This window comes from Chryseobacterium aahli (assembly GCF_022699665.1).
GTDB classification, from domain to species: Bacteria; Bacteroidota; Bacteroidia; order Flavobacteriales; family Weeksellaceae; genus Chryseobacterium; species Chryseobacterium aahli.
This window is the reverse complement of the sequence record NZ_JALDNB010000009.1, coordinates 21,143-42,534: the sequence shown is the minus strand read 5'-3', so window position 1 is coordinate 42,534 and position 21,392 is coordinate 21,143. Positions and strand designations below refer to the sequence as shown.

At 35.3% G+C, this 21,392-nt stretch carries 18 protein-coding genes; 8 read left to right on the top strand and 10 right to left on the bottom strand.

Annotated elements, in window-relative coordinates; translation table 11 throughout:
• Positions 1–2 precede the first annotated feature (2 nt).
• The 6 genes from MQX03_RS14390 (at position 3) to MQX03_RS14365 (ending at position 9,481) form a co-directional block, all read left to right on the top strand.
• Positions 3–2,177 carry a type VI secretion system Vgr family protein gene (locus MQX03_RS14390; protein WP_242803888.1) on the top strand — a complete coding sequence of 725 codons (2,175 nt, stop codon included), beginning with the start codon at positions 3–5 and terminating at the stop codon, positions 2,175–2,177.
• 10 nt (positions 2,178–2,187) lie between these two features.
• Positions 2,188–2,994, top strand: coding sequence for a hypothetical protein (locus tag MQX03_RS14385; RefSeq protein ID WP_129536319.1), 807 nt, complete (start codon positions 2,188–2,190; stop codon positions 2,992–2,994).
• A 7-nt stretch (positions 2,995–3,001) separates the two neighbouring features.
• On the top strand, positions 3,002–4,648 hold the full coding sequence (locus tag MQX03_RS14380; protein ID WP_242803887.1) for a polymorphic toxin-type HINT domain-containing protein: 1,647 nt from the start codon (positions 3,002–3,004) through the stop codon (positions 4,646–4,648).
• Positions 4,649–4,659: 11 nt separating this feature from the next.
• Entirely contained in the window at positions 4,660–5,262 is a 603-nt protein-coding gene (locus MQX03_RS14375) for an SMI1/KNR4 family protein (protein ID WP_242803886.1), read from the top strand.
• Positions 5,263–5,636: 374 nt separating this feature from the next.
• Complete coding sequence (gene polA / locus MQX03_RS14370) at positions 5,637–8,486, top strand: DNA polymerase I (protein ID WP_242803885.1); 2,850 nt, start codon at positions 5,637–5,639, stop codon at positions 8,484–8,486.
• A 17-nt stretch (positions 8,487–8,503) separates the two neighbouring features.
• Positions 8,504–9,481, top strand: a complete 978-nt coding sequence (locus tag MQX03_RS14365; RefSeq protein ID WP_242803884.1) for a hypothetical protein — start codon at positions 8,504–8,506, stop codon at positions 9,479–9,481.
• Positions 9,482–9,528: 47 nt separating this feature from the next.
• Here the strand turns inward: MQX03_RS14365 and MQX03_RS14360 are convergent, their stop codons facing one another.
• From MQX03_RS14360 to MQX03_RS14335, 6 genes are all read right to left on the bottom strand, one after another.
• The gene (locus MQX03_RS14360; protein ID WP_242803883.1) at positions 9,529–9,927 is read right to left on the bottom strand and encodes an immunity 22 family protein; all 399 of its coding nucleotides are present in this window, start codon (positions 9,925–9,927) and stop codon (positions 9,529–9,531) included.
• Between the two features lie 247 nt (positions 9,928–10,174).
• Positions 10,175–10,738, bottom strand: coding sequence for a DUF4256 domain-containing protein (locus tag MQX03_RS14355; RefSeq protein ID WP_242803882.1), 564 nt, complete (start codon positions 10,736–10,738; stop codon positions 10,175–10,177).
• Positions 10,739–10,764: 26 nt separating this feature from the next.
• Positions 10,765–10,971, bottom strand: a complete 207-nt coding sequence (locus tag MQX03_RS14350; RefSeq protein WP_242803881.1) for a hypothetical protein — start codon at positions 10,969–10,971, stop codon at positions 10,765–10,767.
• 50 nt (positions 10,972–11,021) lie between these two features.
• Positions 11,022–11,330, bottom strand: coding sequence for a hypothetical protein (locus MQX03_RS14345; RefSeq protein WP_242803880.1), 309 nt, complete (start codon positions 11,328–11,330; stop codon positions 11,022–11,024).
• 207 nt (positions 11,331–11,537) lie between these two features.
• Positions 11,538–12,095, bottom strand: a complete 558-nt coding sequence (locus tag MQX03_RS14340) for a YdeI/OmpD-associated family protein (RefSeq protein ID WP_242803879.1) — start codon at positions 12,093–12,095, stop codon at positions 11,538–11,540.
• Positions 12,092–12,922 carry a GLPGLI family protein gene (locus MQX03_RS14335; protein WP_242803878.1) on the bottom strand — a complete coding sequence of 277 codons (831 nt, stop codon included), beginning with the start codon at positions 12,920–12,922 and terminating at the stop codon, positions 12,092–12,094. The genes MQX03_RS14340 and MQX03_RS14335 overlap by 4 nt, the downstream gene beginning before the upstream one ends.
• Positions 12,923–13,123: 201 nt before the next feature.
• Between MQX03_RS14335 and MQX03_RS14330 the strand changes: the two genes are divergently transcribed.
• Positions 13,124–16,003, top strand: a complete 2,880-nt coding sequence (locus MQX03_RS14330) for a M16 family metallopeptidase (RefSeq protein WP_394801752.1) — start codon at positions 13,124–13,126, stop codon at positions 16,001–16,003.
• 178 nt (positions 16,004–16,181) lie between these two features.
• On the opposite strand, the gene MQX03_RS14325 is transcribed toward MQX03_RS14330, so the two are convergent.
• The 4 genes from MQX03_RS14325 to MQX03_RS14310 form a co-directional block, all read right to left on the bottom strand.
• The gene (locus tag MQX03_RS14325) at positions 16,182–18,323 is read right to left on the bottom strand and encodes a S46 family peptidase (RefSeq protein WP_242803877.1); all 2,142 of its coding nucleotides are present in this window, start codon (positions 18,321–18,323) and stop codon (positions 16,182–16,184) included.
• A gap of 204 nt (positions 18,324–18,527) precedes the next feature.
• Positions 18,528–19,109: a Crp/Fnr family transcriptional regulator gene (locus tag MQX03_RS14320; RefSeq protein ID WP_242803876.1), complete on the bottom strand. Its 582-nt coding sequence runs from the start codon at positions 19,107–19,109 to the stop codon at positions 18,528–18,530.
• A gap of 124 nt (positions 19,110–19,233) precedes the next feature.
• Positions 19,234–19,878: an MgtC/SapB family protein gene (locus tag MQX03_RS14315; RefSeq protein WP_242803875.1), complete on the bottom strand. Its 645-nt coding sequence runs from the start codon at positions 19,876–19,878 to the stop codon at positions 19,234–19,236.
• Positions 19,879–19,981: 103 nt separating this feature from the next.
• Positions 19,982–20,743 (bottom strand): response regulator transcription factor, encoded by a 762-nt coding sequence (locus MQX03_RS14310; protein ID WP_242803874.1) that lies wholly within the window; start codon positions 20,741–20,743, stop codon positions 19,982–19,984.
• A 76-nt stretch (positions 20,744–20,819) separates the two neighbouring features.
• Between MQX03_RS14310 and MQX03_RS14305 the strand changes: the two genes are divergently transcribed.
• Positions 20,820–21,380, top strand: a complete 561-nt coding sequence (locus MQX03_RS14305) for a sugar O-acetyltransferase (protein WP_317224701.1) — start codon at positions 20,820–20,822, stop codon at positions 21,378–21,380.
• The last annotated feature ends 12 nt before the right edge of the window (positions 21,381–21,392 follow it).

Below are 21,392 nucleotides of genomic sequence, written 5' to 3'. Positions count from 1 at the left end.
CTATGTTTCAGAATAATAACTCAGAAAAGCTGCAAGCCTCGAAAGATTCCGCTACCTCGCAGGTGGTGAATAAAGCCAATGAAAAAGCTCAAAAGGCCGGGGGCAAAGTGAAAGAAGCTGGTGAGAAAATTTCTCAGGCACAATCGCTCTCCGGAACTGTACAGAATTCTTCAACGATGTTTATGAATCAAAATATGCAGTCAAACAATGCTCTGACAACCGAAGGAAAAGTTTGGGCAAGGCAGCCAACTTCAAAGATTCATAATGCAACGGCAATTCCTACCAGCCAGATTTTAGGCATCAACAGAGTAGTAAAGCTTGATGTAATTATTGAGGGAAAACAGATTCAGCATTTTAAACATTTTAAACTGAATCAGAGTGCCGTAAAACATCATAGTTTTAGTTTGACTTTAGCCCATGATACTTTGGGAAGTTCAGAAAATCACAATTTAGAAGAAGCCCAAAATTTTTTAGGAAAAAGACTGACGGTTATTTTTAAATATAAAGATGTCATCGATGGTCCCGAAAGAAATTTTGTCGGCGTTATTACAGAAGTCGGTTTCAGTCAGGATAAAGGAAGTCTGGGAAATATTGTCCTCACAGGTTTCAGCCCTACGGTTCTTTTAGATGCTGCTCCACACATTCAAAGTTTTGGCGGTGCACAAGAAATAAGCCTGAACAGTATTGCAGACCGTGTAATAAAAGAAGGTCTTGGTGAAAGCAAATTTGACTTTAGGGTAGACGCTCAACATGGAAATGTTTCCTATAGCTCACAATACGAAGAGACGCATTATAATTATTTAGCTAGAATTGCTGAAGCCTATGGCGAACAGTTTTTTTATGACGGCGAAGTATTGCATTTTGGAAAACTTCCACCTTCGGAACAACCTGTAAAGCTTACTTACGGAAGCAGCGTCAATGATGTTAAAATTAAAATGAAAGCTCAGCATGTAAATCCTACATTTTATGGCTATAACAGCAGTAAAAATGAAAAGCTGACAACAGGAAGTTCAAAAATAAATCATTCTTCAGATATTGCTAAAAGGGCATACGAAATTTCTGAAAAAACATTCACTACACCATCACTAAGAGTTGCTCCGATTAAAGCATCTTCTTTCATGGATGTGGATGCTTCACAAAAAGGAACGGCGGGAAGTAAAGCTTCTGGGGTTTTTGTAACTTCAGGAACAACTACAGTTCCGTTTTTGTATCCGGGTTGTGCTGCTGATATCGAGATGCGACAATCTGATACCAATCAGACCTCATATTTTACGAAACTTTTGATGATAGAAGTCTCGCATGAAGTAGATGCCAGAGGATATTACACCGGAAACTTTGAAGCTATTGCGGCAGACTGCGGATATATTCCACGACCTGAGTTTGAAAGCCCGAGAGCAGATGCACAGTTTGCAAAAGTTATCTCTAATACCGATCCCTTGAACCAAGGAAGAGTTCAGATACAGTTTGACTGGCAGAGCGGTCAGGATACTTCAGAATTTATCAGAGTTATGACACCCGATGCCGGAGGAAGCGATAAAGTAAGTAAAAATCGAGGTTTTATGGCAATTCCAGAAGTGGGAGATCAGGTTGTTGTCAATTTTGCGCACCAGCATCCTGACAGACCATTTGTGATGGGCGGAATGTTCCATGGACAAGTAGGTGGCGGTGGCGGCGCAGGAAATAATGTAAAAAGTTTAAGCAGCAGAAGCGGAAATAAATTGGAACTTGATGATGGTGCAGGTTCTGTATTTCTTACCGATCAAGGTGGTGCTAATATGAAATTTGACGGTGCGGGAAATGCAACAACCAATACCAATAAGGATAAAACAGTAACGGTTGGAAATAACAATTCGGTAAATGTTGCCAATGATAACACAGTAAAAGCCGGAAATACAAGCATGATTAATGTGGGTGAAGCCTCAATTCTTCAGATGGATAAATCTGGTAAAGTTTCACTTACAGCGACAACTGAATTTAAAATTATTGTAGGAGCGAGTACCATTGTTATTGATAAAGAAGGTAAAATTACAATCAATGGAAAAGAAATCGTAGTTGATGCTACAAAATCGATTAATCTTTCTGCGACAGATGATACGACAGTAGGAGGGAAAAATGTAAATGTAACGGGAAGTACAGAAGTGCAGATTAATGGTAAAAAAGTAAATATTAATAAATAAGCAAATCCTGATGGAAGTAGGTAAAGAATATTTATACAATACCGATATTATTGGAAAAACTAAAGTTCATAGTTTAGACAGTAATTATAAAATAAACATTAAAACATCAGTCACTTATAAAGGAAAAGATCCGGACGAAGATTTTCACATTTTTGAAATTACAGAAACGGAATATAATTTAGAAATGTATGAAGATCCTTTAATTCTACAGATTACTGAAATGACCAACAAAGTATGCAGTATTTACAGTACGCTTGAAGTTGGCGTTAATAAAAAAGGTGAAATCGCTAAAATTTATAATGGTGAAATGATTCGTGATAAATGGAAAGAAGTAAAAGATTGGTTAACAAATGCGCATCCCATCGAAGCTTATGAAATTATCAGGGCAAAAGAATACGAGCTCACTAACGAAGAAATGGAAATCAAAAGCATCAGATATATTCATTTTTTGTATCAGTTCTTCTATATTTTTGGAAAAGAACCTCTTGCTGAAGGTAGCAAAAGTTATCAGAAAAGAGAAGATATGGATCGATTTGGAGCTGGTGTAGTGATTCCTGTCAATATTTCAGTTACTGAAAAACTAAACGAGCAGGAATTAAGCGAATGGAATGTTGATGGAATGATGATCCGAGATGATAAAATGATTCGAAGGTTACGGGAATTTGCAAAAGACAATTATATGCATCCCGATTACAAAGTAAAAGGAAAGTACTTATATGATGACAGAATCTTGCTAAAGTCTGATTTTACAATCACAGAGCAGCTTGGCGAGTTTTTCTATTATCATTGTTATATGGATACTCACTTAGAATTCTAACAGTATTATGGCAGACGAACAATATCTTACCGAAAAACATTACGTTGTTTGCGATAAAGGGATGTCACCCAAAAAGATGAAAGTTACAAGCCAGGATTTTGTAACCTTCAGCGGAGATAAAGCTGCCACTGAACTTGATACTTTAAAAGGCAATAACTTTATCTGTCTTGGCAAAACCGCATTCATCGCAGGAGCCGTTGCCGGAATTGCTGTGGGAATTTGTGCAATGATTCCCGGACCGGGATGGCTTGTAGCAGCAATTATTGCAGCAGCTATTTTAGCCGCAGTTGCAATTGGAGCACTAAAATGTAAAGCAGCAGCACCAAGCAGAAAATGGGAAAATACAGCAGAAAAATTTGAGATAGAAGGCAATAATGCACTCACATTATCTTCTGTGATGATTTGTGTAGCAGAAGGCGGAACAATTACTCCGAAAGAAACAGCTTGGGAAGCGTGGGGTAGTGCGGCACTTACAAATCTTGGTCACGTTGCCAATTTTGCTTTCGGGTTTCTTGCCGGTCGCGGTGCGGTAGGAATGGTAGGAGGTGCAGCAGGAGCAACCACAGCTGCGGGAGTTACTGGAGCACGTCAGACTGCAGTTACATTTGGGCGTGAATTTGGACGACAATTTGCCAATACTGCAAGAAAAGAATTAATCGAACAGTTTACTTTTAAAGGCTTTAAAAATGCATCCTTATTTTGTAAAACCATGCGTGGACTGGGAATTGGCGGAGCTTATTATGAACAGTACAATATTTGGAGCAGTGATAAAAGTGCTATTGAAAAATTACAGGAAAGCGGCGTAAGTCTTATATTAGGAATTTTTGCAGCTAAAGGGGCTACATTAGTATGTTTTCCTGCAGGAACAAAAGTACATATTCAAAATGGATTGGCTAATATTGAAGATTTGTATGAAGGAGATTTCGTACTCACCTTTAATGAAGAAACTAAACAGCAGGAATACAAACCTATTCTTACAAAACACGAAAGGTTTACTCAGCAAATGCTCTCTTTGGAGTTGCCAACAGGGGAATTTATTCGTGTCACTCCTGAGCACAGATTTTTTTGCAATGATGAATGGATAGAAGCAGGAAACCTTAAAGCCGGAGATCTTTTACATTTAAAAGGCGGAGATTATACTACCGTTATCAGCATAGAAACCTTGCCTCATTACGAAAAAGTTTATAATTTTGATATTGAAGGCAATGAGAATTATTACGTGACTGAAGACGGGATCTTGGTGCATAATGGATATCAAAGAGGAAGATTACCAAAAACTAATGGAGAATGGGTTGAGGGAACTCCAGGTAATGGACTGTGGAAATCTGACAAACCAGAGGTAAATGCAATAACTAATAACGAACCTATTCCATTTACAAATGGAAGACCGGATTTTAGCAAATGGAAAGTTGGAGATGATTTAAAAGTTGACGGAATGACAGGTGCTGATAGTGATTTCCCTAAAATATATGAAAAAATGAAACAAGAATATGGATTTAAAACGCAGAAAGAGGCAAAAGAATGGTTAAGCCAGCAAGGTCTTACTCCTCACCATTTAGATGACAAAACTGTACAGTTAATCCCTACAGATTTACATGGGAATGTTCCTCATAAAGGAAGTGCATCTGATATGAGAGAATTAAACGGAATTTAAAAAAAAAAATCATGAGTAATATATTTAATAAGATTGAAGATTTAGGAGGTGTTAAATATTTAAAAGATCAAAATTCAGAATCATTGCAAGATGAAGGTTTGTCTTTTGTAAAAAAAACTATGGGAAATATTCCTGATAGTGAAATTGCTGAATTTATCTCCAAATTTGGTAACAGCAGGTTTACTAAAGATGTTTTTGCGAAAAATAGTAATAAATCAGAATTTTTACAATCAGGAGAAATAGAAATTGGAACGATATTCGGATGGGGGCAATCAAGTAAAAGTATAGAGTCAATAATAGATCAATATTATTCGACAGATCAAATAAATTTAAAGTTTTTTCCTTTATTTGAAGGTTATCCGGGTGATATTATTTATTATTCTTTAGAAGAAAATTTTTTTAGCAAAATCTATTATTGGCATCACGAGAGCGATATTGATGAGGGAAATATACTTATTGCTGACACATTACAGGATTTTATTGATACTTTTTTTATTAAATATGAAAATGATGTTGTTGAAAAACCTCTTTCGGATGATGAACTTGAGCAAATTAATATAAAAAGAAAGAAGGTAGGCTTGCCTCCAATTGATAAGTTTAAAAATATAATATAAATGACTATTGTCTGATTAAAAATAGTAATTATTGTTAAAGTTGTTCATTAGGGCAGCTTTTTTTATTAAAAGTTTGTAATTTAATATTGAAGGCAATGAGAATTATTATATAATTTATAATAGTTTTTTACTCAGGAATTTGCTTCTGAAAACAACTAATATTAGATCATAATAAGCTTCAGAATAAATCAAACAAAGAACGCATCAATTTGATGCGTTCTTTGTTTTAAATATGATTTAACTGTCAAAATATTAAAAATATTAAGTCCTTTCCTCATTACAAAAAATTTCAATTATTGAAGTGATAAAGAATCTCCTGATATAAATCTATCCCAAACAAACCCATTTTCTTATATTTGTTCTTTATTCAAAATATGGACGCAACACAGGACAAAAGGCTTTTTCTGATCGATGCTTATGCAATGATTTTCAGAGGATATTACGCATTGATCAGAAGCCCTAGGATTACGAGTGGGGGAGTTGATACCTCTGCGATTTTCGGTTTCACAAATTCTTTGATCGAATTAATCAGACGTGAAAGACCTACTCATTTGGCAGTGGTTTTTGATGTTGGGCAAGCAAGTATCAGAACCAATGATTTTGCAGAATACAAAGCCAATCGAAGCGAAACTCCTGAAGCCATCAGAATTGCGATTCCTTATTTACACAGGATTTTAGATGCCATGCATATTCCGCATTTGGGTGTGGAGGGGTATGAAGCAGATGATTTGATAGGAACACTTGCGTGCAAGGCTGAAAAAGAAGGTTATACCACGTTTATGGTAACTCCCGATAAAGATTTTGCGCAATTAGTAACCGATAAAATTAAAATGTACAAGCCAGGATTAAAAGGTGGCGAAATCGAAATTCTGGGTGTTGAAGAAGTAAAAGCAAAATACGGAATCGAAGATCCAAAACAGGTCATAGACTTTCTTGCGATGATGGGTGATGCCGTTGATAATATTCCGGGATTAGATGGCGTCGGCGAAAAAACTGCAATGAAATACTTACAGGAATTTGGCACTATCGAAAATCTTTTAGCCAATACCCATACATTAAAAGGAAAATTAAAAGAAAAAATAGAAGCCTCAGCCGAGCGTGGAATTTTATCTAAAAAATTAGCGACGATTATTTGTGATGCGCCCGTAGAATTCCATCAGGAACAATATGATCTTGAAACTCCGGATTTTATAAAAGTAAAGGAGATTTTTGACGAAATTGAGTTCACAAGACTATATGAAAATCTTTACCGTGCATTTGCGCCTGCTCAAACAGGTTTGGTAACAAGCGATGTTGAGAAAAAAGATAGTGGAGTTGAAGCAAAAGAAACTCCACTGCAAAAAGTTGCGAAAAACGTAGGTCAACTCGATCTTTTTGCCAATTTTGAAGAACTCGATCAAGCAACTTCTACCAAAGAAACGATAACTGAAAATGATCACTTGTATCAATTTGTAGATAATCCTAAAGCTCAGAAAATATTAGTTCAAAATCTATTAAAACAAAAAGCTGTTTGTTTTGATACCGAAACCACTTCTTTGAATGAACTGGAAGCCGAATTAGTCGGGATGAGCTTTTCATATAAAAAAGGTTTGGCGTATTATATTCCGCTTTCGGAAGATCAGGGTGAGGTTTTACAGACACTCGAGATTTTCAGGCCGTTTTTTGAAAAAGAAGATTTACTGAAAATTGCTCATAACTTAAAGTACGATTACAAAGTTCTGAAGCAATACAATATGACCGTGAAAGGTGCAATGTTTGATACCATGATTGCCCATTACCTTTTAAATCCGGACGGACGACACGGAATGGATTATCTTTCAGAAGTTTATCTAAATTATAAACCTGTTTCCATCGAAACCCTTATCGGTAAAAAAGGAAAAAATCAAGGAAGTTTCAGAGATGTAGACTTAAGAACGCAGACTGATTATGCAGCTGAAGATGCTGACGTAACTTTCCAGTTATATGAATTGTTTGCGCCTCAATTGAAAAAAGAAAATCTTGAAGATCTTTTCTACAACATAGAAATGCCATTGATGGAAGTTTTAGCTAAAATGGAATTGGAGGGAATTTCTTTGGACGAAAAATGGCTCGCTCAGGAAAGCATCGACCTTGAAAATGATTTAAGAGAACTAGAATCCAAAATATTTGAAATTTCCGGTGAAGAATTTAATATGAATTCACCACGACAGTTGGGTGATGTTTTGTTTGATAAAATGCAGCTTGATCCGAAAGCCAAAAAAACAAAAACCGGACAGTACGCAACTTCCGAAGATGTGCTTCAAAAATTAGCTTCAAAACACGAAATTATTCAGCATATTTTGGAGTACAGAACGTATCAAAAATTAAAATCAACATATGTAGATGCTTTGCCGTCGCAGATTGATAAAGACGATAATCGTGTTCATACCAATTTCTCGCAAACGACGGCTGCAACAGGTCGTTTGGCAAGTGTAAATCCAAATTTACAGAATATTCCGATTCGTACTTTGAGAGGTCAGCAAATCCGTGGGGCGTTTGTTTCCGCGGAAGGAAAGAAAATTATTTCTGCCGATTATTCTCAGATCGAATTGCGTCTGATTGCCGAAATCTCTGGTGAAGACAATATGATCAAGGCGTTTCAGGATGGGGAAGATATTCACGCTTCTACGGCTGCGAAATTATTTAATATTCCGTTGGAAGAAGTTTCAAAAACCCAGCGTGGCCAGGCGAAAACCGTAAATTTTGGAATTTTATACGGTCAGGGAGCTTTTGCTTTGGCAGAACAAACCGGATTATCGAGATCTGAAGCCAAACAAATGATTGAAGCCTATTATGAAACCTACCCGAAATTGAAAGAATACATGGCGGAGCAAGTGAAAAGAGCTCGTGATATCGGTTATGTAGAAACGATTTTAGGAAGAAAACGTCACTTGAAAGACATCAACTCCGGAAATTTTGTGGTGCGGGCTCATGCCGAAAGAAATGCTGTAAATGCTCCCATTCAGGGAAGTGCGGCTGATGTTGTGAAAATGGCGATGATTAAAATTCAAAAAGAATTAGAAAAAGAAAAATTACAGACCAAAATGCTTCTTCAGGTACATGACGAATTGGTCTTCGAATCTCCGATTGATGAGGTGGAAGTGGCTACAAATATCATTAAAACAGAAATGGAAAATGCTATAGAAACACAAGTTCCGCTATTGGTTGAGGTGGGAGTAGGGAAGAATTGGTTGGAAGCGCATTAATTTTAATAGCTGAAAAAGTGAAAACCAAAACGGCATATTTTCTGATTTTTCTGCTTATTGCAGCAATCCTTTCTTTGGTTTTTTATTTTAAATCAGATAAACAACATCAGGAACAGAAAGTTGTCGTGACTTCAAAATCAAATGATTCTGTGAAAGTAGAAGTAGATTCTATATCAGTTTTTTCAAAGTTTGCGAAAGATTTCAATTCTCATAAAGCTAAAAATTTAGATCAATACATAGACCCAAAATTGGGTATGATGATGTATTATCACGACGGTCCATATCCAATAATCAGTTTGAAATCAAGTGTTGAAAATGAAATTGATTGGTTAGAAAGCGAGATTTTTGAAAACATAAAATTCAGCAAAACACTGGATTATATTGGAGATTTTAAGTTCGCAGAAATCGGTTTTTTTGTTAACAAAAATGAGGGTGGTTTCTCTTTAAATGATTTTGACAATTCTTACACAGCGCATCCGGATTCATTTTTTGAAGAAAATAAAAAACTTGAGACATTGTGTAATTTCAGAGCAACCGGAATTTCCAAAGATCAGAAAAAGACGTTTGATTTTTATTTTAGATTAGAAAAAAATAAACTTACCTTACTGGCATTAGAAATAGAGACTGTAGATGATATTTTATTTGCCAATCCGGATGCAAATTTTATTTCATTTAAAAATAAAAGTGACATCGAAAAGTATTTTGCAAATCACAAAATATTTGTTGATAAAGAACAAAACGCTTACATCGATTTTGACAAAAATGAAATCACTTACTACGATTTTCCCGATGATAATCCTTTCATTTTTGAGTATTATGAAATTGGAAAAATTGAAGAAAACTCATCTAAAATAAAATCAGCCGAGATTATTTTTTATGCCAATAAAGATGATAAAGACAATAGATTTATTACTTTTTTTTCAAACAAAGGAAGGTTTGTGGTGTATCCTATGGGTGTGAGACCGCCTTACTTTTATGATTCTGTGAAAAGGTAGAGTTTTTAATATAGATTTTAATTTTTATCAAAAGATATTTTCAAATCCTAATACTCAATCTCAACGCCACCCAAATACACCAAAGAAAAATCATCAGATTCCACAGAAACTGGTTTTGGAATTTGTCCTTGACTTACAAATATCAAAGCGTTGATGTCGAATTTCAATTCTGAAAGGTTGATTTTATGCACCAATTCAGGAAGCCATTGCTCGGCAAATGAGTATTCTGAAAAGTTTTCATAAATATTTTTGCTTAAATTTTCGAAACCATATTCTGCCAGATCCCCGTCAAACCAAATTGTATCTTGAGATTCAGAAAATTTTGAGATAAAATTGTCGTCGTCTTCTTCATTCAGATAGTAGTTGTCATCTTCTTCTACAAACTGCAGAAAATCTTCTTCCGAATTAAAATTCCCTACCCAAAAATCTAAAGTCTGTGTATTCATGCTAATTTTTTGAAGCGTCAAAGGTAAGATTAATAGTTTTATATAAAAAGTTTTCTATGATTTTACAAGATAACAACGTATGTAAACCGTCAGTTCGAGTAGATTTTGAAAAAATCGTATCGAGAACTTTTCGATTTTTTTTTGAATGATTGTAAGTATATTTGGCCAGAAGTTGACAAGTTCTCGATACATTTTTCTCCATTTCATTCCGAAAAACACTCGAACTGACGAATTGTTTTCTATTCGGTTAAACCTTCAAAAATCCACGAAAAGCCCTCGCGGCATAATAAGAATTGGCACCATTGTGATAAACGAAAACGGTATTGTAACGTCGGTCACAAAACAGTGCGCCGCCCAAAGCTCGGATATCTTTTGGAGTTTTTATCCAGCTGGATGTTTTCAGGTCAAATTCTCCTAAGGTTTGTAAAAATCTATATTGGGTTTCATCCAAAATTTCCACGCCCATTTCCGCAGCGACAGTCAATGCATCATTTTGTGGTTTGTTTTCTTTTCTCGAATCCAATGCTTCACGGTCGTAGCAAAAACTTCTTCTATTTTTCGGGCTTTCTGGCGAACAATCGAAAAACGTGTATTCATCAGATTTTTTATCATAATCTACAACATCAGGTTCGCCACCGGAAATTTCCATTTCGTTAAGCGACCAAAGTTTTTGCGGATTTGCTTTCAGTTTTGTTTCAATTTTTGACCAGTCCATTTTTGGATGACGGTTGGTGTTTTTCTCAAAACGTTGCTGTAGAATATTCAGTAATTCAGTGGTTTCTCTTTCTAATAATTGTTTTTTTGATGCCATGATGGTGTTTTTTTAGTTTTAAAAATTTAAGGGAAATAAATCAGTTTGTCATTGGGCAAATCATACTCATAGATTTTATCATTTTCCGGATCGATGTAGAGCCATTGGAAGGTACTGATTTTGTGTTCAGATTCTGTATATATCCCCAAGACATAATATTCTTTATTGTCTTTGGTCTGTTTTTCAACGGAGTAGGCGAGATCGATCTTGTCTTTTAGGGATAATTTAACCAAATCATTCTTGGAATTGGCAATATAATATTCTGCGAGATTATGTAAATGGTCTAAATAAGAATCTGAAATTTCATCTTCTTTTGAGTAATGATATTTGATAGGTTTGCGATATTCCTTTCTGAGTTTTGAAACATTTCCGTCTTTGATTTTCTTGGCAGAAACAATCCACTGTGCAATTTGCGGAGTTTCTCCATCTCCTGCGATGTAAATTGTGTCATTTTTCCATTCAATGGCGATGAGATCACCCCGAAGAAAACTGCGGTCGTTGTTATTGTCATTAACAAAATCGATTTCTTCTTTTCCTTTTCTACCGTTGAGTTGAGTATAATCAAAGTTATCATTGTAAGAAATAAATTCAAGCGTATCTCTTTTTATTGTATCTTTTTTTGCTTCAATCTGTGGACCTGTCTTAGGCTCAGTTTTTTCCCGTGACTGATTCTTAGGCTCAGACGGTGTGCATGAAAAGCAAAAGATTAGGATTAACGCCGCAAAAGCTTCTTTTATATTTTTGATTTGGAACTTAAAAATAATAAAATTTGATGAGATGAATTGTAGCTGCTGTTAGCTTACGAAACTCGCTTTTCTTTTTCACTCTCCAAAATTGTTTTTTCTAAACGTGAAATCTGCGTTTTTTGTTGTTTAGCACTCATAATCCAATGGGTCATGACTTTTTTGTATGATGGCGCTTGCTTTTCGAAAAATTCCCAGGCTTTTTTATTTGCTTTAAATTGATTTTCATATTCTGCAGAAAGTTTCACATTTTCAGTTTCGTGAGAATAGATCCCGGATTTATTTTCTTTTCTAAGCTTAAATGCATCAACGCCTGCTGGCTTAATAAGACCTGCTTTAGTCAATTCTTCCATTTTTTTAATGTTGATGGTACTCCAGATGCTCGTCGGTTTTCTTGGGGTAAACCGAATGCTGTAGCTTTCTTCATCTATTGATTTCCTCACACCATCAATCCAGCCAAAGCATAAAGCCTGATCTACAGATTCAGACCATGTCATAGAAGGTTTTTTAGTTCCGACTTTATAAAAACCCACTAATAGCTCTGTTTTTGTCTTGTGATTTTCTTCCAGCCATTTGCGGAAGTCTTGTTGGGAGGGGAAAAAGCTTGCTGTCATTTCACAGGATATTTTATTGCTTTATTTCTTTCAATCGGATTATTGTTCTTCCGGATATATTCCTGTTCTTCTTTGATAAGAGGAATCAGTTCGCTGGCTTTCGTATACTTTTTTCCGTCAATCTCTATACTGATAGTTTTGCCTCTGCTCAGTTCTTCACGATCTTCCTGTAAAGGATCAGCGTAATATTCAAGTGATTTTTTGACAAATGTTTTTTCTGAAACCATTAAGGGTTTATCTCCATATCTAATTTCTAAAATGTTTGAAGTGTCGTAAGTTTCAGCCAATTTTTTGCTTTTAATTAAATTGAAAATGTACTGTTGCTGGCTGTCTTCTATTGAAACAATCAAACCAGGTAACCCCCTAAACTTATACGGTCCTTCAGAAAATGGAATTTCTTTTGTAAACCATGCCGTCCATTTTCTGCCACCAAAATTAGTTGTTGCTTTTTGAACATTGAAACCCGTTAATTTTTTCGTTTCATTAGATAGTTTCCATTCTACCAAATCTTCTGTCTGATAAGAATATAATTGTTCACCTGCGAAAGCAAAATTGATGTTCTTATCAGAGTTTTTCTTCCTTACAACAGGTATTTGGTGTGTCCAGCTGGTATCCTGAGAATTGTGCAGTCTGTTGAGAGAATCCTTTTCCAATAAACGATAGTCGTAATATTTTGTTTCAGCAGGATTGACATCTAAAACCATAAAGTTTTTTTTAGACTCAGTTTGGGTAGAATCTTCCTTAGATTTTAGTTCATAAAAGAAACGGTGAGTTTGTGCGTTGGTAAAACCAATCATTAAAAATAGCAGGAAATAGGTAAGTTTCATTTATTTGAATTAATAAACAACTAAGATAATAAAATCCCTTTAAAATGATTTAAAATTTATTAAATCAAAAAGAAACGTTGAACTTAAAAGACAACACTTAAATTAAATCATCACCATAGATTTAATATAAACAATTGTAATCACTCTTATTTTTTGAATCCTTACATTTGTAAGGCATTCTGATTTTAAAAAAGAGTGAAAATGAATTTAGATATGATTGACAGAAGATATAAGGAAACGATTCATACCGACAAAAATAATTACGAATACATCACCGTCACCCACGACGAAAATAAAGTCAGAATTTACACCCTAAAAAACGGATTGAATGTTTTTTTGGCTCAAAATTTTGACGCTCCAAGAATTCAAACCTACATTCCTGTGAGAACGGGGAGTAATAATGATCCTTCTGATAATACGGGTTTAGCGCATTATCTTGAGCACATGATGTTCAAAGGAACCTCAAAAATCGGAACACAAAATTGGGAGAAAGAAAAAGTATTGCTTGATCAGATTTCAGATTTATACGAACAACATAAAGCCGAGCAAAATCCTGAAAAGAAGAAAGAGATTTATAAAAAAATAGATGAAATTTCTCAGGAAGCAAGTCAGTTTGCAATCGCCAATGAATATGATAAAATCATTTCATCTCTCGGAGCGAGCGGGACGAATGCCCACACATGGTTTGATGAAACAGTCTACAAAAACAATATTCCCAATAATGAACTTGAAAAATGGTTGAAAGTTGAAAAAGAACGATTTTCAGAATTGGTCCTCAGACTTTTTCATACTGAATTAGAATCCGTTTATGAAGAATTCAACCGTGCGCAGGACAACGATTCTCGTTTGGTGAATGATTCTTTGATGGAAGCTCTTTTTCCAACCCATCCGAATGGTCAGCAAACAACTTTAGGGAAGCCTGAACATCTGAAAAATCCTTCCATGAAGGCAATTCATAAGTATTTTGACGAATATTATGTTCCCAATAATTATGCAATTGTTTTGGTGGGAGATTTAGATTTTGAAGAAACCGTCAAACTTGTCGATCAATATTTTGGAGCAATTCCTTACAAAGAATTGCCAAAAAAAGAGGCAATTATCGAACAACCAATGACGGAAATCGTTGAAAGAACAGTGTACAGTCCGACAACACCGAGAGTTCAATTGGCTTGGAGAACTGATAGTTATGGTTCGAAAGAAGCGATGCTTGCCGATGTGGTTGCCAACATTTTAAGCAATAGAGGAGAAGCCGGTTTGCTGGATTTACATATCAATCAGACTCAAAAAATGCTTTGGGCACAGGCTTATTCTTTAGGATTGAAAAATTATGGTTTCTTTTCGATAGTTGCCGTTCCGAAAGAAAATCAAACCTTATTGGAAGCAAGAGAAATGGTTTTGGAGCAAATCGAACTTGTGAAAAAGGGAGATTTCCCGGATTGGATGCTTCCTGCCATTATTAACGATTTCAAACTTCAGAGAATGAAAGCTTTGGAAACTGCAGGAGGTTTAGCCAATAATCTTTACGACACCTACATCAAAGGCAGAACCTGGGAACAGGAGCTGAATGAGATGGATGAATATGCAGAAATTACCAGAGAAGAGGTGATTGCATTTGCCAATGATTTCTTTAAAGATAATTATGTGGTCGTGAACAAAGAGAAAGGCGTTAATGATAAACTGTTGAGAGTTGACAATCCCGGAATTACCGCAATCAAAATCAACCGTGATGCTCAATCTGAATTTTTAAAAGAAATCATCAGTGAAAAGACTGAAGATATTCAGCCTGAATTTATTGATTATCAGAAAGAAATTACGACAGACGTTGTAAAAGACAAAAAAATAAGTTTCGTTAAAAATAAATACAACGAAATTGCTCAGGTACATTTTATTTTCCCATTTGGAAGCGATAATGATCGTGAATTGGGAATTTCTACCCAAATTTTACAATATCTCGGAACAGAAAAATTCTCGCCCGAAGATTTGAAAAAGGAATTCTTTAAAATAGGAATTACCAATGATTTTAAAACCACTTCAGATCAGCTTCATATTTCTCTCAGCGGATTAGAGGAAAACATGAAGGAAGGAATTGAATTGCTTCAACACTGGATGAAAAATGTACAGCCTGATCAGGAAATTTACAATCAGTTTGTAGAAACGATTCTGGAAAACCGTGAAGCAGGAAAGAAAGATAAAAACCGCATCATGACGGCTTTGACGAACTACACAAAGCTGGGTAAAGGTTCAAGATTTTTAGATTTTCTTTCGAAAGATGAGCTTGAAAATACAAAAGTAGAAGATTTTACAGAGCGTATTAAAAGTTTATTTAAATTCCAATATCAGATATTTTTCTACGGGAAAGATTTTGAGAAATTTAAGCAGGAAATAGAAGGTTTTATTGAAATCCAGAGCCGAAGCATCCCTGATCCAAAGAAGTATCCTGAGCCGGAAACGGTAGGAAATGTCTATTTCACCAATTACGATATGGTGCAGATGGAGATGAGTAAAATAGGGAAGGGACATCATGTGAACACGGAAAATTTTGGTAAAATCAATGTTTTTAATGAATATTTTGGGCGTGGTTTGTCATCAATAGTTTTTCAGGAGATTCGTGAGAGTAAGAGTTTAGCCTATTCAGCATATGTTTCTTATTCTCCCAATGCAGAAATTGGTCATCCCGATTACATCACCACGTATGTCGGAACACAGCCTGATAAACTGCAGATTGCAGTAGACACAATGACCGAACTGATGGATGAACTTCCGGAAGTGACTACTCAGTTTGAAAATGCAAAAAATGCCGCATTAAAGCAGATTGCATCAACGAGAATTACAAGAACCAATATATTTTTCAATACATTAAAACTACAGAAACTAGGAATCACTCACGATTTCAGAAAAGATATTTACAGTCAGATTGAAAGCTTGAATTTTGACGAAATTAAGCAGTTTTATCAGACCGCTATCAAGCCTGTACAGTTCAATACAGCCATTATCGGAAAAAAAGAAAACCTGAATTTGGAAGCTGTAGAGCAAATGGGAAGTTTTAAAGAACTTGAATTGGAAGAGATTTTTGGGTATTAATTTTTTTGTTGTGCATATTTAGAGATTAAGGAGATCTTTATATTTGAATTAATCTAAAATTGAGTCAGAAGAATATTGCAGATCATTAGTTTTTAAACTGAATTTGACTTTTAAACAAAAAAATAAAGCGGGCGAAATCAAAGATTTCGCCCGCTCCTTTTATACATGAAATTGAATTTTATTTCACAATTTTCATCTCGTCAATTAGCCATTTAGAATCGGCGAATTTATCAACGATGAAAAGAATATATTTTGTATCAACCATGATGTTTCTGCTGAAACGTGGGTCGTAGTTGATATCGCTCATTGTACCTTCCCACTGTCTGTCGAAGTTCAATCCTACAAGATTTCCTTGCGCATCTAAGGCTGGGCTACCAGAGTTTCCTCCCGTAGTGTGGTTGGTCGCTGTAAATCCTACAGGAACATCACCTGTTTTATCCTTGTAGTTTCCGAAGTCTTTTTTATCATATAGATCAATCAGTTTTTTAGGAACATCAAATTCGTAATCTCCTGGAACATATTTTTCCATGACACCTGCCAAATGCGTCTGGTAATCGTAAGTTACGGCATCTTTCGGTGTCGATCCTTTTACTTTTCCGTATGTCACACGAAGGGTAGAGTTGGCATCTGGGAAGAATTTCCTGTCTTTATCTGTCGACATTTGCTGTGCCATATATTTCTTCTGCAATCCATCAATTTTTGCCTGCAAAGAAGTGAATTGCGGATCAGCAGTTTTCATATAAGTATCTCTGATGCTTAAGAAAAGTTGATAAATAGGATCTTTCTTTAAAGTTTTAATCAATTTATCCGGATTAGAAAAAGCTTTGTCAATATCAACATTCAAAGAAGCTCCGTTGACTGCAGATCTTCCTGTAATGATGGAGTTTTTTGATATTTCTTCAATATTGGTGATATTTTGAGCTTCATTTTTGTACTTGTCAAAACCAGCCGGTAAAAATTGTGGTGCAGTTTTGTTGGCATATAAAGCCAAAAGTTTTGCGGTAACTTTAGCATCAAGTTCTGCGCTGTAATCTTTGTAGAATGAAGTTAATTTGCTCTTTAGTTTGCTAAGCTCTTTCTCATCCATTCTTCCTGCTTCAACAGAATTAATGTAGCTGTAGTAGTCGCTTGCAAGCTTTAATGTTTCAGCGTTTTTTATAACTTCAGTGTAGTATGCGTTGTTCAGAGCATAAGGTGCTTGATCTTTATATGAATTATTAAGCTCGTCTAGGGTGGTTTTTATTTGCGGGTTTTTAGAAACCAGAGAACCTTCGTACATTACTTTTTTCTGAACGGCATTTGATTTTTTCAAACCTTCTACTTCACCGATCCATTTTTTCCAATAGTTGGCAACGGAAGCGAATTTTGAAGCATATTTAATACGTGTAGCATCATCAGCACGCATTTTTTCGTCTAAAGTTTTCAAAGCAACGTCACGCACTGCAATTCTTGCCGGGTCAATCTCAGTCATGATTTTCTCAACAGCAATTGCCGGAAGATATTCGGTAGTTTTGCCAGGGAAACCAAATACAAATGTGAAATCATTTTCAGCCTTATCTTTTATAGAAACCGGAAGGTAATGTTTCGGAACGTAAGGAACGTTATCTTTAGAATACTCAGCAGGTTTATTATTTTTGTCAGCATAAATTCTGAACATGGAGAAATCTCCCGTATGTCTTGGCCAGACCCAGTTATCGGTATCACTTCCGAATTTACCGATGCTTTGTGGCGGAGCTCCTACCAAACGAACGTCTTTGTAGGTTTCAATCACATAAGCGTAGAATTTATTTCCGTAATACATCGATTTTACAGAAATCGACTGATAGGGTTCTGTTTTTTGAGAATTTTTATAAATCTCAATATTAGCGGCGATTTTTTTTGAAAGTTCAGGCTCCTGAAGATTGTCTGTGTCTTCTAAAATCTGAGTCGTAACTTCTTTGATATCTAAGATAAAATCAACGGTAACTCCGGGATTAGGTAATTCAGTTCCCATATTTTTAGCCCAAAATCCGTTTGACAAAAGGTCATTGTCAACCGTTGAATGTGCCTGAATTTGTCCGTACCCACAGTGGTGATTGGTAAGAAGTAAACCTTTTGGCGAAATAATTTCAGCCGTACAACCTCCGTTAAATTGTACCACGGCGTCTTTTATACTTGGTTTTTGAGTGTTGAAGATATCTTTGGCAGAGATTTTCATTCCCAGGTCTTTCATCTCCTTTTCATTCAACTCAGTGGGAATCCACATTCCGCCGTATTGCTGGGCCATTCCCCAAGAAAAACTGAAGAACGCCGAAGCAATCAAAATAGTACGTTTTATCATTACAAAAAAATTTTGTCTAAAATACGGATTTAATTTTCTTAGAAAAAAGAAAACCCTTCCGAATTTTTATTCTGAAGGGTTTGGGAATTTATATCTTCTAGATTGAAAAATCTAACTTAATCCGACAAATAAAGTCTCATCATTTGTGTCTCTTAAGTAGCAGCAAAATTAAGTGTTTAATAAGTCTAATGAAATGAATCTATGTTAAGAAATGTGCCTTCTGATACGGCTTAGCGCCTGCGGGGTAATTCCCAGATATGAGGCAATATATTTCAACGGAATCTGAAGGATATATTCCGGGTAGGACTTAAGCAAATTCAGATATCTTTCTTCTGCATTATGCGATACCAATGAAATCTCCCGCTGTGCTTTTTTTAAATAAAGCTGTTCTGCGGAAATTCTGCCTATATAATTACCAATTTTTGTGTTTTCATACAAATCGTGCACATCCAGGTGGTGAATTCTGTAAACAACAGTGTTTTGTAATGCCTGAACATTGTATTCGCAGGGATTTCTAGTAATGAAAGAATCATATGCACTGTAAAACATATTTTTAGCAATAAACGAAAAAGTAATCTCTTTAGGTGGCTCTGTAGGATGGGTTTTGTGCATGAAAAAACGCACAATCCCTTCAACAATAAAATAAAGGTAATTTTCTGTCTCTCCTGAGTTTAATATGATTGTTTTTTTAGGAATTTCGATCTTCTCAAATTTGACTGTCTGACGCTTCGCCTCTTCCAAAGAAATTCCTAATCGGTTAACGTAAAAATGCAATAAATTTTCCATAAAATATGGATGCGAAATTAGTGAATTATGTCTGATTTCCAGCCTTTTTTCGGTGTTTTTAAATCTAAAATCTTTGAATTAGATGATGATTCCCGTAAAATTGTAAAAAAACTTCTTTAATTTCTCAAAATTCATATGCATTTACTTTTTCGTCATGTCGAAGTTGTTGAATAAATAGATCATGATTGGTATGTTTCCCTGTCAACATCCATGTTGTCGTAATATTTTCCTGATTGAATTTTTGTCTGACAACAAAAAATTTTAAGTGATAATTTTTAAATATATTTTCAAAATAAGCAACATCTTCAAAATTTTTCACAACTATTCTATATTCTCGAATTTTATGATTGTTGTCTATGAAATTCTGCAAATAAGTAAGCGAACTCAAAATCAAAAGCACCAAAACAGTTCCCATCAAAGACAGATAAACATATCCTGAACCAACTGCCATTCCGATGGATGCCGTTGCCCAAATGGTGGTTGCTGTCGTGATTCCGTCGATTTTATTATCTCCTTTAAAAATAACTCCGGCACCCAAAAAACCAATTCCTGTAATAATATTTGCAGCCAAACGATCTGGATCGTTCACTCCAATTTTTATAGAGAGAATAGTGAAAAGACAAGATCCGAAACACACGAGAATGAAGGTTCGTAGACCTGCAGATTTATTCCGGTATTCTCTTTCGGTCCCGATAAAAAGCCCAAGAATCACCGAAATAAAAATCAATACCAGCTCGTTCTGAATCGAATGATCTTTTAGAAAATCCATTTTTTGATTTTGTTTAAAATAAAATTACGATAATTATTGATTAGATAAATTTAAGATAATAATCTTTGTTAGAAACAATATTAGTTTGAATTGAATATAAAAATTAAATCCATCTCAACTTTACCGCCATCATACAGGCTTCAGTCATATTTCCAACACGAAGTTTCTCCAAAATATTCTGTCGGTGACGGTTTACGGTATTGATGCTGATGAAAAGTAATTCAGCAATTTCTTTGCTTCTTTTTCCATCCTGAATCATTTTCAAAATTTCCTTTTCACGAACTGATAAAAATGATGAATTTCCCGCCTCCGTCTGATGAATGACTGAACTGTTTGCCGTATTGATGATCATCCCGTGATGAAGAGAAGAATTCAGAAAATCAAAATGATAGAGGCAAAGTGCCAGTTCTACATTTTTATCATTGGCATTTGTGAAGTAGAACATTTTGTGCAAAAGTGCTTTCTGAGTTGGATTATCGGCAAGTCTCAGTCTGCTCACCACACAATAATCTTTGTGCTGTTCAAAAGGAATGGTTTTAATGAACTGAAAAAACTGAAGTTCAAGCAGATGCTTCTGTAAAACATCTTCAGGATTTAATTTTGCGAAAAGTTCTTCTTCCCAAATACTTTCAATTTCCTGAGTATTTTGCTCTTGAAAAATATTCAATTCATCTGCCAATTTTCCAGAGTAAACATAACTTTTATTGTTTTGAAGGTCACTCAAAACGGCTATTCCATTTTCTAAATCCACAAAATTCTGGGCAATTTCCTGACATTTTTTAAGTTGCAGATTTTCGCTTTCGGAAATGGAAGCGAATTCTTGTTGCAGAAGTTTTTCGTTGAGGTCGGATTGGATGGTTTTCATTGAGAATGGTTATAAATCAGTATTGATTTCTGAGCTTTAAGCTTATAAATTTGCCCATTATCAACGTAAAAATACAATGAATAATCTGAAAGAAAAAGAAAAAATGCTGAGCGGAGAAATTTACGATGCCATCGATGAACTTTTGATACAAGAAAGAAATCTTTGCAAAGATCTCTGTTTTGAATACAATCACCTTCAACCTTCGAAAATTGAGGAAAGAAAAGCATTAATTAAAAAACTCTTCGGAAAAACGACAGAAAATTTCCATATCGAACAACCTTTTTATTGCGACTACGGTTATAATATTGAGATTGGCGAGAATTTTTACACCAACGTGAATGTTGTCATTCTAGATTGTGCAAAAGTGACTTTCGGAGATAACGTTTTTATCGCTCCCAACTGCGGATTTTACACGGCTGGTCATCCTTTCGATGTCGAGCAACGCAATAAAGCTTTGGAATATGCTTACCCAATTACGGTAGGAAATAATGTCTGGATTGGTGCAGGTTGCAGCATTCTTCCCGGAGTTACGATTGGCGATAATACCGTTATCGGAGCGGGAAGTGTAGTCACAAAAGATATTCCTTCCAATGTTTTGGCTGTGGGAAATCCATGTAAAGTAATCAGAGAAATTTAGAATATTTAAATT